Origin of the sequence: Rhodococcus sp. MSC1_016, from assembly GCF_023667485.2 — a bacterium.
Taxonomy (GTDB): Bacteria; Actinomycetota; Actinomycetes; order Mycobacteriales; family Mycobacteriaceae; genus Rhodococcus_F; species Rhodococcus_F oxybenzonivorans.
In genome coordinates, this window is record NZ_JAMOZI020000001.1 from 665,001 (window position 1) to 678,518 (window position 13,518).

At 63.9% G+C, this 13,518-nt stretch carries 13 protein-coding genes and 1 tRNA gene; 8 read left to right on the forward strand and 6 right to left on the reverse strand.

Annotated elements, in window-relative coordinates; genetic code table 11:
• The first annotated feature begins 165 nt into the window (after positions 1-165).
• From L1080_RS02975 to L1080_RS02985, 3 genes are read left to right on the forward strand one after another with little or no spacing between them, the layout of a single operon-like run.
• Positions 166-948: an SDR family oxidoreductase gene (locus L1080_RS02975; RefSeq protein ID WP_250776431.1), complete on the forward strand. Its 783-nt coding sequence runs from the start codon at positions 166-168 to the stop codon at positions 946-948.
• Positions 949-961: 13 nt separating this feature from the next.
• A complete protein-coding gene (locus tag L1080_RS02980; RefSeq protein WP_250776426.1) occupies positions 962-2,683 on the forward strand; it encodes an acyl-CoA dehydrogenase in 1,722 nt (573 codons plus the stop codon).
• Positions 2,684-2,729: 46 nt separating this feature from the next.
• The gene (locus L1080_RS02985; protein WP_250776425.1) at positions 2,730-3,590 is read left to right on the forward strand and encodes an MBL fold metallo-hydrolase; all 861 of its coding nucleotides are present in this window, start codon (positions 2,730-2,732) and stop codon (positions 3,588-3,590) included.
• Between the two features lie 580 nt (positions 3,591-4,170).
• Here the strand turns inward: L1080_RS02985 and L1080_RS02990 are convergent.
• A complete protein-coding gene (locus tag L1080_RS02990) occupies positions 4,171-4,779 on the reverse strand; it encodes a TetR/AcrR family transcriptional regulator (RefSeq protein WP_250776424.1) in 609 nt (202 codons plus the stop codon).
• A 110-nt stretch (positions 4,780-4,889) separates the two neighbouring features.
• On the opposite strand from L1080_RS02990, the gene L1080_RS02995 reads away from it, so the two are divergent.
• A complete protein-coding gene (locus L1080_RS02995; protein ID WP_250776423.1) occupies positions 4,890-6,377 on the forward strand; it encodes an MFS transporter in 1,488 nt (495 codons plus the stop codon).
• 133 nt (positions 6,378-6,510) lie between these two features.
• Here the strand turns inward: L1080_RS02995 and L1080_RS03000 are convergent, their stop codons facing one another.
• From L1080_RS03000 to L1080_RS03020, 5 genes are all read right to left on the reverse strand, one after another.
• Positions 6,511-7,185, reverse strand: coding sequence for a hypothetical protein (locus tag L1080_RS03000; protein ID WP_204164797.1), 675 nt, complete (start codon positions 7,183-7,185; stop codon positions 6,511-6,513).
• Between the two features lie 153 nt (positions 7,186-7,338).
• The gene (locus tag L1080_RS03005; protein ID WP_250776422.1) at positions 7,339-7,974 is read right to left on the reverse strand and encodes a DUF2461 domain-containing protein; all 636 of its coding nucleotides are present in this window, start codon (positions 7,972-7,974) and stop codon (positions 7,339-7,341) included.
• Positions 7,975-8,044: 70 nt separating this feature from the next.
• Positions 8,045-8,989 carry a ribose-phosphate diphosphokinase gene (locus L1080_RS03010; protein ID WP_374435471.1) on the reverse strand — a complete coding sequence of 315 codons (945 nt, stop codon included), beginning with the start codon at positions 8,987-8,989 and terminating at the stop codon, positions 8,045-8,047.
• A 32-nt stretch (positions 8,990-9,021) separates the two neighbouring features.
• A complete protein-coding gene (gene glmU / locus L1080_RS03015) occupies positions 9,022-10,521 on the reverse strand; it encodes a bifunctional UDP-N-acetylglucosamine diphosphorylase/glucosamine-1-phosphate N-acetyltransferase GlmU (protein ID WP_250776421.1) in 1,500 nt (499 codons plus the stop codon).
• Positions 10,522-10,598: 77 nt separating this feature from the next.
• A tRNA-Gln gene (locus L1080_RS03020) sits at positions 10,599-10,669 on the reverse strand.
• Between the two features lie 238 nt (positions 10,670-10,907).
• Between L1080_RS03020 and L1080_RS03025 the strand changes: the two genes are divergently transcribed.
• The 4 genes from L1080_RS03025 (at position 10,908) to L1080_RS03040 (ending at position 13,440) form a co-directional block, all read left to right on the forward strand.
• Positions 10,908-11,522 carry a TetR/AcrR family transcriptional regulator gene (locus L1080_RS03025; RefSeq protein WP_230990262.1) on the forward strand — a complete coding sequence of 205 codons (615 nt, stop codon included), beginning with the start codon at positions 10,908-10,910 and terminating at the stop codon, positions 11,520-11,522.
• A 114-nt stretch (positions 11,523-11,636) separates the two neighbouring features.
• Positions 11,637-12,278: a ScbR family autoregulator-binding transcription factor gene (locus L1080_RS03030; protein WP_159925170.1), complete on the forward strand. Its 642-nt coding sequence runs from the start codon at positions 11,637-11,639 to the stop codon at positions 12,276-12,278.
• A gap of 276 nt (positions 12,279-12,554) precedes the next feature.
• Positions 12,555-13,007, forward strand: a complete 453-nt coding sequence (locus L1080_RS03035) for a GyrI-like domain-containing protein (protein ID WP_109332285.1) — start codon at positions 12,555-12,557, stop codon at positions 13,005-13,007.
• Between the two features lie 7 nt (positions 13,008-13,014).
• Complete coding sequence (locus tag L1080_RS03040) at positions 13,015-13,440, forward strand: hypothetical protein (protein ID WP_159925172.1); 426 nt, start codon at positions 13,015-13,017, stop codon at positions 13,438-13,440.
• Positions 13,441-13,518 lie beyond the last annotated feature (78 nt).

Consider the following 13,518-nt stretch of genomic DNA (forward strand, 5'->3'; position numbering starts at 1 on the left):
GACCTCGGATTCCCATTATGCAACAAGTTGCATTAAAGTTGTCGGTGGTGGTACTTTCTGCTCGATCCGCTATCAGGCTCACACTTGGCCCCCGATCGCGAGCGGTCTCTTCTTCTGCCGGATGGGTGTGTGCGTCGCCCCACCTCACGTCTCGGAAAGGACGTCATGTTCCCCGAACTGTTCGCGGTCTCAGGTAAGACGGTTCTGGTCACCGGCGGTACTCGTGGCATCGGCTACATGATCGCCGAGGGTTATCTCCGGGCCGGCGCCCGCGTGTACATCTCTTCCCGTAAAGAAGCCGCGTGTGTCGAGGCAGCGGAGCGCCTCTCGGAATTCGGTGAGGTACATGCCATCCCGTGCGACGTCACCAGCGAGGAGCAGTGTGCGGCGCTGATCGACGCCCTCGGTGCACGGGAGCCGAGCCTTGACGTGCTGGTCAACAACGCCGGTGCAACCTGGGGTGCACCGTTCGACGAGTTCCCCGACTCCGCGTGGGACAGGGTGCTCGCCGCCAACGTCAAAGCTCCTTTCACATTGACCAAGTTGGCGCGCCCGCTTCTGGAGAAGGCGTCCAACCAAGACGACCCTGCCCGCGTGATCAACATCGGCTCGATCGACGGGCTGGCAGTGCCGGGCGTCAGCAATTTCTCCTACTCGGCGTCCAAGGCCGCCATCCACCACCTCACTCGCCACATGGCCGCGGAGCTCGCGCCATCGATTCTGGTCAATGCCATTGCACCCGGGCCGTTCCCGTCGAAGATGACGGCTGCGATGTTGACGGAGGTCGGCGATCAGCTGAGAGACGCCTCCCCGGTAGGCCGGATCGGCGAGCCCTCCGACATTGCTGCGACGGCAATCTTCCTGAGTTCTCGTGCCTCGAACTACGTGGTCGGTGCGGTCATCCCGCTGGACGGCGGTTTGAGCACCACCATCGGCCTCACATTCTAGAAGGACCATTACCGTGTACACAGCACCACTTGCCCAATACGACTTCCTCTACACCGAGGTCCTCGGCACAGACATTCTCGAGACCGTGACGAACGGTGAGATCAAGGCCGCTGACGCTGCTGCAGTCCTGACTTCGGCAGCGGATTTCGCCGCCGAAAAGCTGCGTCCGCTCAATACTGTCGGTGATCGTGCTGGCAGCGTGCTCTCCGATGGTGCTGTCACGACCCCGGTCGGGTACAAGCAGGCCTACCGTTCCTTTGCCGAGGCTGGTTGGGTGGGGTTCGGCCTCGATCCCGCAATTGACGGCGGAGGTGCGCCGTTCCTGCTCTATAACGCGGTCTCGGAGTTGTGGTCCGCAGCCAATCCGGCGTTCTCGGTGTGCTGGCTGTTGTCGACCGGTGCAGCCGCGGCGTTGCACTCGGCCGCTAGCCCTGAACTGAAGGACGTGTACCTGTCAAAGGTGGTGTCCGGGCAGTGGACCGGCACGATGAACCTCACCGAGTCGGATGCCGGTACGGATTTATCTGCGATCCGCACCATCGCCCGCCCCAATGTGGACGGTACGTGGGCGGTCACCGGGCAGAAGATCTTCATCACGTGGGGAGATCACGACCTCACCGAGAACATCGTGCATCTCGTGCTCGCCCGTACTCCGGATGCTCCCGTGGGACTGGCCGGGTTGTCGCTGTTCGTGGTTCCGAAGTTCCTCCCCGATGGCCGAGGCGGTATTGGTGAACCCAACCGCGTCACCACTCTTTCCCTGGAACACAAGCTCGGTCTTCATTCCAGTCCTACCTGTGTGCTGGATTATGCCGACGCGACAGGCTATCTCGTCGGAGACCTGCACCGTGGCCTCTCGGCGATGTTCGTCATGATGAACACCGCCCGCATCGGCATCGGACTGCAGGGCCTGGGGCTGGCGGACCTCGCCTACCAGCAGGCTCGCGACTATGCCCAGCAGCGAGTGCAGGGCACGGTGGTCGGACGACCGTCGGGTACCCCTATCGCCGAGCATCCCGACGTTGCTCGCCTGCTGACATCGATGTCGAGTTCTATCTCGGCGATGCGCGCCTTCTCGATGCAGGTCGCCGAGTGGTTCGACCGCTGGCAGCGCACCGACTCGCCCGACGCCGCGGAGCTCGCCGAATTCTGTGTGCCGATCCTCAAGGCCTGGTTCACCGAGGAAGCCGTCCGCATCGCCTCCGACGGGGTCCAGGTATACGGCGGCTTGGGTTTCATCGAAGAAGCGGGTGCGGCGCAGCACTATCGCGATGCTCGGATCATGCCGATCTACGAGGGCACTACCGCAATCCAGTCCAATGATCTGCTCGGCCGCAAGCTGATTCGCGATGGGGGAGTGACTGCGCGACGCTTGTTCGATCAGATCGACTCCAGCGTCGGATCGCTTCGGGTGATCGAGCACCCGGTGGCGGCGCGTACGGCGGAACGGCTCGGTCGCGCCCTGCAGACCGTGCGTGACGCGACCGAAACACTTCTGTCTCACGCGGCGAGGAATCCTCGTGACGCCTACGCCGCCTCGGTTGATTATCTGACGATGCTGAGCCTTCTCGTCGGGGCGTGGATGCACGGCCGCATCGTCGCGGCTGCGCTCGCGCACCCCGAATTGTCCACCGCCGACCAGCAGCGCCTGACCGAGGCCGACTTCTACGGCGCCCATCATCTGAGCCGCGTTCATTCGCTGGCCGAGGCGATACGCGCAGGGGAAATCGGATGAGCGGCCGCACTTGAACAGATCCCCGGCAGCACGGAAAAGCCTCAGAATGAAGAACTCACAGAAAGCACGAATATTTATGAGCGACCTCGCGATCGATGTCTATACCTGCCAAGCGTTCGAACTGCCCGGTGGCGGTTCGTTCTCGCCCACCACCTCCACGCTGATCACCGGGCCGACCGAAGCGATCCTCGTCGACACCCAGTTCCTGGCCACCGACGTCGACGAGGTGATCGATCAGATCGAGGATTCCGGCAAGCGGCTGACCACGGTCTTCATCACCCACGGCCACTTCGACCACTACTTCGGTCTCGAGCGGCTGCTGAACCGATTTCCGGAAGCCCGCGCGGTCGCAGTACCGGCCGTGGCGAAATCCATCGCCACCAACCTCGAGAGTGATCGCGCCTACGTCCGCGATTTCTTCGGCGGGCAGGCCCTCGACAACGCCGCGGTACCCGAACCGCTCGACAACTTGGTCCTCACCGTCGATGGCACGGAAATGCTGGCCATCGAGATCGAGCAAGCCGACACCTCGCCCACCGCGATCGTCCATATCCCTACCCTGCAGACGGTGATCGCCGGAGACGTCGTCTACAACGGTGTCAATCCTATGCTGGCAATGACCAACCGGAACGACTGGCCCAGCTGGATCGCCAGCGTCGATTACCTCGCGTCGCTGAACCCCACCACGGTGGTCGCCGGACACAAGCGCCCCGAACTCGACGACCCGGCCGCGTGCATCGACGAAACGCGTGAATACCTGCAGGAATTCGTGGCCAACGTCGATGACCTCGAGAACGCACGCGAACTCGTCGCCCACATGCAGTCGCGTTTCCCGGACCATGCCAATCCCTCGACGCTGGTGGTGTCGGCGGTGACGGCATTCAAACAGAAGAAGAAAGACGCGTGACGCCGTCATCACCTGTGCATGCCAGCTGAAGACTCGACCGACTCGGTGCCTCTTACGCCTAGCGCGCTGAGATCGCCTCGGCGGACGCGTAACCACCCTCGCGTCCGCCGAATGCTGCTGCACCACCTGCGGATCGGACCCGCTCGTCGGGACATTCATCGACACCGGCGGATCTGATTCGCTCTCTATCAAAGGCCATCTCCCGCATGACCGAACACACTCCCGCCCGCAACCGCGAACAATGGGGCATCGACGAGATCGACGCGCTGGTCGATTGGCAGTTCGAGGAAGGTCGCAGGCGAGGTGACGGCCCGCGACCAAGCGAAACTGCGCCGACCAGAGACAAATTGACCGAGGTGGTTGGTGCGCTCCACTACGCGATTTCCCAAGTGTGTATGTTCGTGAACGGTGTACATCGGTTGGCGCGGACGATTCCGCTGATTGCCCAGTCTGAAGCTGCGGTAGGGGCTCGACTACACGCGCGCCGCGGACCGGGCGTCCCAGGCTCACGATAATCCTCCTTCGGGTACCCCCGTTGGGGTTACCGGGAGGTGCCCGAGAGTTCTGCCGAAAGCGTTGATCAGACCGAGGAATCGACGATGCCGGCGGCGTCGAGCAGTGTGCCGGCCGTCTCGACAGCGAGGCAGTCGAGGCGCTCTGCCTGAACGACGGAGCGGGCGCTGGCTCCGTCCAGTACGAGAGTGAGCTGTCGGGCCAGCCGGGCGGGGTCGTTCGCACCGCCGCGCTCGGCTTCCCGCTGGAAGAACGAGGTCAGCTTGTCCTTCTGCCGACGGGCCACCACACTCGCCGGATGCTCGGGCGCCTTGACTTGGACGGCCGCCGCAACGAACGGGCATCCACGAAATTCGTGTGTCCGCTCCAGGTCTTCGAATCGTTCGAAAACGTGCAGTATCCGTGCCCGGGGCGCACGGTCGTCGTCTGCCGGCAACAGCGAGCCTTGATAGTCCGGTGCCGTGCGCTCGAGCAGGCTGGCGGCGACCAGGTCATCTTTGCTGTCGAACAGCTGGTACATCGACCGCTTGGATACACCGGCCGCTCGGCACACAGCGTCGACGCCGATGTGGACGCCCTGCTCGTAGAACAGCTTCGCTGCGGCGTCGAGCAACCGGTCGCGCGAAGAGACGGCACCGGCACCCGCTGCAGACGAGGACGTTGCTGTGTTGGTCATAGGCAACAGGCTACCCCTCGAGTTGCGCTTTGAAAACCGATCTGTTTTCCTCATTGGAAACAGATCGGTTTTCGAACTGACTGGCACATGACTAGCAACAAAGGGGACACATGACTACCACGATTGGGGCACCTGCCTCAGATAGAGCAGGCCGTCGCGGCTCGCACGCCTTGCGTTGGTGGGTGCTTGTCGTGCTGGGCGTGGCTCAGCTCATGGTGACGCTCGATGCGACTGTCGTGAACATCGCGCTGCCCGCGGCCCAACAGGACCTCGGCTTCAGCGACGGTGACCGGCAGTGGGTCATCACCGGTTACGCGCTGGCATTCGGCAGCCTGCTGTTGCTCGGCGGTCGACTGGGTGACCTGTTCGGCCGGCGAAACACCTTCGTAGTCGGTCTGATCGGATTTGCGGCCGCGTCTGTCGTGGGTGGCGCGGCGGGCAACTTCGAGATCCTCGTCGCGGCACGTGTCGGCCAGGGTGTCTTCGGTGCTCTGCTGGCCCCCGCCGCGCTCTCCCTGCTCACTGTGACTTTCACTGAAAAGTCCGAAAGAGCGAAGGCCTTCGGCATTTTCAGTGCGTTGTCCGGTGCAGGCGCCGCGATCGGTCTGCTGCTCGGTGGGATGCTGACCGAATGGGCGTCCTGGCGCTGGGTGATGTTCGTGAACGTCGGATTCGCCGCCGTCGCTCTGGTTGGTGCGGTGCTGCTGCTGGCCAAGCATGTCACCACCGAGCGGCCCAAGCTCGACATTCCGGGCACCCTCGTGGTGAGCGCCGCATTGTTCGCCATCGTCTACGGATTCGCGCACGCCGAATCATCCGGCTGGACCGACCCGGTCACGCTCGGGTGCCTGATCGGCGGAGTCGTACTGCTCGCGGTGTTCGTCTGGCTGGAGGCGAGGGTCGCACATCCGCTGCTGCCCCTGCGACTGGTGCTGGACCGCACGCGCGGTGGTTCGTTCTTGGCGGTGTTCGTCATGGGCATGGGAATGTTTTCGATTTTCCTGTTCCTGACCTTCTATCTGATTGTCAGTTTGGGCTACTCGCCGATCGAGGGAGGTCTGGCGTTCCTGCCGATGGTCGCGGGCATCGTTCTCTCGTCGACCACGGTGCCGTCGCTGCTGTTGCCCAGGGTCGGTCCGAAAATTGTGATCAGCAGTAGCTTCCTGGTTTCCGCAGTCGGCATGGTGTGGCTGACGCAGCTCGAATTGGGCAGCAGCTTCGTTGCCGAAGTCCTGCCTGGCCTCGTCTTGCTGGGTATCGGCCTCGGTGGTGCGATGACCACCGCGTTCCAGGGCGCGACCGCAGGTGTGCACCACGACGATGCCGGTGTCGCCTCGGCGCTGATCAACACCAGCCAACAGGTGGGTGGCTCGATCAGTACGGCGCTACTGACTACCGTCGCCGCATCGGCGATGACCGACTACCTGACCTCGCACCAGCCCGGCCCGCTGACCGTGGCGCAGGCCCACGTTGCCAGCTATACGGCCACGTTCACATGGGGTGCCGGAATATTCGTGGCCGGTGCGGTGATCGCGGCATTCCTGGTGCCGAATGCAGCTCTGGCACCTTCACAGGGCGAATTGGTGATGGCGCACTGAGCTGTTCCGCTCGAACAGCACCACGTCCGCGTCGCGATGACGCGGACGTGGTGCTGTCTGTGTTCGGCCGCGCGAGGGAAGTTCGGGCCACGCGCTAGGCGTCGGTAGTGGGCTTACCGACTTGGCGTGAGTTCTACCGTCCGGCGGCGATCCGGGCCTTCTCGAGCGCGGCGAGAGTACGGAGCACGGTGGCGCGCTGCTTCTCGAGGTCGCTGAGGCGGGCGCGTGCCGCCAACCCGACGGGTTCGCCGATCTGGCTCATCTGGGCGTCGATCGACGTGAGCTGCTCGAGAAGTCCGGTCACCCGGGTTTCGAGCGCGGCGACGTCCACGGAGTCGGTGCGCACGGGTGCCACGGGCGGGGTGGTCGAGCTGCGGGGCGAGCTCGGGCGACTCGACGTGGACGGCGAGGACGTTCCGGAGTGGGCCGAAGTGCGAGTCTCCGAGACGACGCTGGCGGCCCGGGGGCGCAGCGCCTTACGCACGGCCGCGGGGTCGGGAAGCTCGGACAGCTTCACCTCGTTCAGTTCACGACGTGCATCGCGGGCCTTGACACGGTGTTCGCGCTCTTCGTCGTCGTCCGACTGCAGCGTGCCACCGAGGGGGCGCAGACCGTACATGCCGAGGAAGCGCCGGGCTTCGTCGATCACGGTCTCCTTCTCGCGGCAAGCGCCACAGCGAGGTTCGTTGCGGAACATCTCGACAGCATGGTCATCTCCGCACCAGACGCAAGCCCCCGGCGACCAACGCCGGACGTTTCGAATTGCACCGATATCGATAGGGCCCGAGAGAGTTTGCGCGTCGATCACGACGAGCCACAGTAGGGCACTGCGAGCCCGGGCGACACACTGCCCCTCGGGCGACCTGCGCTTCTGCGAGCGGGCGTGACGAAGATCATGTTCACCCTCGGGTGAGGGGGTGCAATCGCTGTGTGCTGCACTACTTTTCCCGACCAGTAAGTTTCATTCGCCCGCGCCGATCACCGTGGTCAGCCACTCGACAAGTGGCCGCATCTCGCGCCACGCTGCCCGCACTTCCTGCGCGGAACGCGGACTGTCGATCCAGTCGGGGGAGAGGTATTTCTTGCTCGCGGTCAGCGATTTGTGACGCATCAGTTCGAGGCGCGGGTGATCCTCGGCAACGCCACGAGGCCGCGTTTTCAGTGTGTCGCCGCCGATCTCGAATCCCGACGACTGCAGCTTCTTCACGAGCCGCACCAACTGGCGTCCCCGGCGGTCGTCGTCGACGGCGTCGCGGAACCGGGTGACTTGAACCGGCGTGTGCGAGTAGAAGCCTCCCGCGACGAACAAGCCCGATGCATCGATCTGCACGTAGAAGCCGACTCCCGGGCGCGTTTCGACGAAGCCGCCCTGATGGGTCTTGTACGGGGTCTTGTCCTTCGAGAAGCGGACGTCGCGGTAGGGGCGGAACACCTTGCCCGCGCCGAACTCGTCCTCGAGTTCGGCCAGCAACGCCGTCATGGGTGCCCGCACTACGTCGTCGTACACCGCTTTGTGCGCGGTCCAGAAGCTCTTGCTGTTGTCTGCCTCGAGATCCTCGTAGAAGTCGAGTGCAGCGATAGGTATCCCGGTGAACACGACAGAAGGCTACGCCTGTGCGCCTTTTTGGTCGTTCCCACTACCAAAAAGGCGCACAGGCGCGGAGCGCCTAGGCGTTGCCGTTGAACAGCGAGGTCACCGAGCCGTTCTCGAATACTTCCTTGATGGTGCGCGCGAGGAGCGGAGCGATCGACAGCACCGTCAGCTGCGCGAACTTCTTCGACTCGTCGATCGGGAGGGTGTTGGTGACGATGACTTCCTTGGCACCACACGCTGCGAGACGCTCGGCGGCGGGGTCGGAGAGCACACCGTGGGTGGCGGCGATGATCACATCTCCGGCACCGGCCTCCTTCAGGATCTTCACGGCGCCGGCGATGGTTCCACCGGTGTCGATCATGTCGTCGATGAGGATGCAGGTGTGGCCTTCGACCTCACCGACCACACGGTTCGACTTCACCTGGTTGGGCACCAGCGGGTCGCGGGTCTTGTGGATGAACGCCAGCGGGGCACCGCCGAGGGTGTCGGCCCACTTCTCGGCGACACGGACGCGACCGGAGTCGGGGGAGACGACGGCGATGTTCTCGGTGCCGTAGTTGCCGCGGATGTACTCGGCCAGCTGTCCCTGGGCGTGCATGTGATCGACAGGTCCGTCGAAGAAGCCCTGGATCTGATCGGTGTGGAGGTCGACCGTGATGATGCGGTCGGCGCCGGCCGTCTTGAGCAGGTCTGCGACGAGGCGAGCGGAGATGGGCTCACGTCCGCGGTGCTTCTTGTCCTGGCGGGCGTACGGGTAGAAGGGCAGCACCGCGGTGATGCGCTTGGCCGATCCACGCTTGAGCGCATCGATCATGATCAGTTGTTCCATCACCCAGGTGTTCAGCGGGGCCGGGTGGCTCTGCAGCACGAAGGCGTCGGAGCCGCGCACCGACTCTTCGAAGCGGACGAAGATCTCACCGTTCGCGAAGTCACGAGCAGTCTGCGGAGTGACCCGCACATCGAGCTCCTTCGCCACCTGCTCGGCCAGCTCCGGATGCGCGCGACCAGAAAAAAGCATGAGGTTCTTCTGGTTGTCGATCCAATTCGCGGTCACTGCTCTATGCCATCCTTTAAATCTTGCTTGTCGGTTTCGTGCAGGTCGGAACTGTGAGGATGTTCCGCGGCAGACGCCGCCTCGGCGGCGGCGGTACCTGGCCGGTTGCGTTGCACCCAGCCGTCAATATTGCGCTGCTTCCCACCGGAGACGGCGAGCGCCCCCGGGGGTACGTCGTACCGCAGCACGGTGCCGGCTCCGGTGTAGGCACCGTCACCGACCTGTACCGGAGCGACGAACATGGTGTCCGATCCCGTCCGGACATGCGACCCCACCACGGTACGGCTCTTGGCGACGCCGTCGTAATTGACGAACACACTGGACGCTCCGATGTTGCTGTGCTCGCCGATCGTGGCATCCCCGACGTACGTCAGGTGAGGAACTTTGGAATGCGCTCCGATCTCGGCGTTCTTCGTCTCGACGAAGGCGCCGAGTTTGCCGGACTCGCCGAGTACGGTGCCCGGGCGCAGGTAGGAGAAAGGGCCGACGGTGGCGCGGGCACCGATGTGTGCCTCGGTGCCATGGGTGCGAATGACGCTCGCTCCCTCGCCGACGGACACGTCGGTGAGCGTGGTGTCGGGGCCGATCACCGCATCTTCGCCCACCGTGGTGGTGCCGTGCAGCTGGACTCCGGGGTGAAGTGTGACATCGCGCCCGAGTGTGACGTCTACGTCGATCCAGGTGCTGGCCGGATCGATGACGCTGACTCCGTCGCGCATCCACCTCTCCACGGTGCGCCGATTCAGTTCGGCGGCGAGCCGCGACAGTTGCACGCGGTCGTTGGCGCCGCCTACTTTCGCGGCATCCGTCAGATGGGCGGCGACCACTGGCTTACCGGCCTCGCGGGCAATCTTCACGACATCGGTCAGGTACAGCTCGCCCTGCGCGTTGTCCGCGTTCAGCCGACCGAGGGCTGTGCGTAGGAATTCGGCGTCGAAGGCGTACACGCCGGAGTTGACCTCGGTGATCGCTGCCTGTTCCGCGGTAGCGTCCGCCTGCTCGACGATGTGGGTGATCTCGCCGTCGGACCGCCGGACGATTCGCCCGTATCCGGTGGGTTCGGGAGCGGTGAAGGTCAGCACGGTGACGGCCGTAGGTGCCGTCCCGCCGCGATGGCGCTCGAGAAGGGCCCGCAAGGTGTCGCCGTCCAGCAGTGGTACGTCGGCGGCGGTGACCAGCACGGTCCCCTGGAAGTCGGCGGGTAGCGCAGACAGGCCGCAGTCGACGGCGTGCCCGGTCCCGTTTTGCTCTTCCTGGACGGCGATGGCGATCGCGCGGCCGAGCGAGGCTTCCAGGGTGGTGACTGCGGCGCCGACACGCTCGCGATCGTGACCGACCACGGTGACGAGATGCGTGGGATCGACTTCGGCGGCCGCGTGGAGGGAGTGCGCCAGCATCGTGCGTCCCCCCAGGGTGTGCAGCACCTTGGGGATCTTCGACCGCATCCGGGTTCCTGCACCGGCGGCGAGGACGACCACGGCGGTCTGCACTGGCATGAAGCTCCCTCTGGTCGTTCTACTCTTGCTGCTCTCTGGGCGGCCGGCCCGGACAGCGCATTGCGCTTCAGGCTTCGCTCCGCCGCCAGGACTCGAACCTGAACTATCTGAACCAAAATCAGAGGTGCTGCCATTACACTACGGCGGATTGCCGCACTCGCGGGGTGTCACGCCCGTTTGCGCGAGAGAATCCTCGCATGCCGACCCGCCGTAGGTCGAACCGCTCCGGAAATTTGTTTCGGGCGTCCCGATAGAGTGGGTGCTACCTGCAGCGTTCTGCGCTGCCCGCGGCACTTGTTCCGTCGCGCGTGTGAGGAAAGGATGGTGCCTCGGTGCCCCGACCCACCGAAGTGGATGCGACCCCGGCGCGGGTGGCGCGCACCCGGATGACCGGCACTCAGCGCCGCGAGCAACTGATCGAGATTGCGCGCGCCCTCTTTGCCGAGCGGGGTTACGAGGCCACCTCGATCGAGGAGATCGCGCAGCGCGCGCACGTCTCCAAGCCGGTCGTGTACGAACATTTCGGTGGCAAGGAAGGCCTCTATGCGGTGGTTGTGGACCGGGAGATGTCGCGGTTGCTCGACATGATCACGTCCTCGCTGAAGCAGAACCGCTCCCGCGTGCGGGTCGAGCGGGTGGCGCTCGCCCTGCTCACCTACGTCGAGGAGCACACCGACGGCTTCCGGATTCTGGTTCGTGACTCGCCGATGGCTGCGCCGGACGGCACATACTCGAGTCTTCTGAACGAGGCCATCGGTCAGGTGGGGCACATTCTCGCCGGTGACTTCTCGCGGCGGGGATTCGATCCGGACCTCGCCCTGCTCTACGCACAGGCGTTGGTCGGCATGGTGTCGACCACGGCGACCTGGTGGCTCGACGAGCGCACGCCGTCCAAGGAGGTGGTGGCCGCACATCTGGTCAACCTCTGCTGGAACGGGTTGACCAACCTGGAAGCAGACCCGCAGCTCGGATCGGACAGGCCACAGCCTCCAGTCGGATGAACGGGTTCTCATTTCCCGACGCGCGGTCCAACACCGTCAGCCTCGAGCGTGGCGGGTGTTAGGGTTCGCAGCAGTTGTGTGCCCCCTCGGAGGGGTTGGTCGGGGAGGCAATCGATGGCGAGACAGGTTCGTGCAGAGGTCACTCGGGCATCAGTCCTGATGGCCGCGGCCGACGTGTTCGTGCGCCTCGGGTATGCGAATGCGGGTCTCAACGAGATCATCGAGCAGTCCGGTGTCACCAAAGGTGCCCTGTATTTTCACTTCAGTTCCAAGGAAGACCTCGCTCGGGGCGTGATCGACGAAGGTCAGGTCCGGCTCACTGCAGGAGTCACTTCCGTGAGCGACGGGCCCACGCCCGCGCTGGAGGCGCTCGTCGCACTCTCCTACGTCGCGATCGAGGCAGCCAGTTCTGATCCGATCGTGGCGGCGATGCTGCGACTTCAGCACGAAATCGGCGACTACCAGGGCACCGACGGCAATGTGGTGACCGCGTGGCAGCAGGCTTTCGAGCGGCTCGTCGGGAGGGCCGTCGACGAAGGCGACATTCGCACGGAAGAGGACGTCGCTCCCGAGACGCTCGCGACGTTTTTGCTCGGCTCGCTGTTGGGCACCCATGTGGTTGCCACTGCGACCAACGCGTTCGACGAACTCCCGCGTCGCATGGAGCGCGTCTGGTACTTCATTCTTCCCGGTCTCGTAGAGCCGTCCAAGCTCGTGTACTTCCGCCAGTTCGCGTCGCGTCGACTACTTCGTTGACAGGGGCAGGGGGAGTTGACCGGGACAGGGGAGTGGTTCCGCCAATGCCGAAGTATCCCAAGAGTGTTATGTGTGTCACATCCTCCACTGGTAGGAAAAGGCACCACTACAGTGCAGTGGACCCGCGGTCGGGGGCTCGGGTGATTTCGGAACCAATGAATCACCGCTCCCGGCCCGGCAATGTATGGTTGAAGTCCGTTCGCCTGAGTGCAGGTGGAGCGAAAAGCGATAGTGTCGTTGTAAGCCCAGTGCGCCGATGATGCCGGAGGGTGCCCGATGCCGTTCGTCATCGTCGAACGTGAAGAAACGCTAGTTGCCGGATTGGCCGTGCGTAGTCCGAAACGTGCACTCGGTGAGGCGCGTGATCCAGCTCTCGAGAAGACGTGGTCCACGCTGCTCGCGCAGAATGTGGACCGCCCGCTTGCCTCCGCCTACGTCGACCACGCAGCCGACATCAATTCGTATTACACCCAGATCGTCGGGTACCAATGCTCCTCGCTCGACGAGGTGAAGCGGGGACACATCGTGTCCCGGCTGCCCGCGGGCACGTATGCCAAGTTCTCGTCGGTGGGAACCTTTCCCGACTTGTTCGACGCGCTGTGGGGGCAGATTCGTGAAGCGGAAGAGTTGAAACAGATCGAACGGTCCTTCACGGGCGATTTCGAGTTCTACCCGCACGCCTTCGGAATCGATCTGTATGTGGCCATAGTGCCACCCGCTACGAGGTAGGGCCGCAATGACTTTCGAGATCGTCAAGCGTGAGGCAGCCGACTTCGGTGGGTTGGTGCTTCCGCGTATGGAATTGGGCTCGACGGTGCATGCCACCGACCTGATGAAGTTCACCCGCGAGCGCATCCATCAGCGCGGAATCGACGATCTGACCACCGTCTATGTGGCCGTTCCCGACCTCGGGTGGAGCGCGGTCGTCGGATACCGGTGTGGCGGACTGGATGACCTCGCGATCGGTGACGTGCTGGTCCGTGTGCCGGCCGGATACTTTGCCAAGTTCCTACCGGACGGCCGGTCGTCCGATCCGATCGAGGATGTGTGGCTTCAGGCTGAAATAGCCGAGAAGGAAGGGCGCATCGAACGCGCCTTCACGGAAGAGGTTGAGTCTCTCCGTTCTCCGAGCAGCGTGGAGCTGTTCATTTCGCTGGCGTAATCCCAGAGTCGGTTATTGCCGGAAAAGACGGACCTGCAGTTTGTTTCAGGTCCGCTTTGTGGCATCGCAGGTGACAAA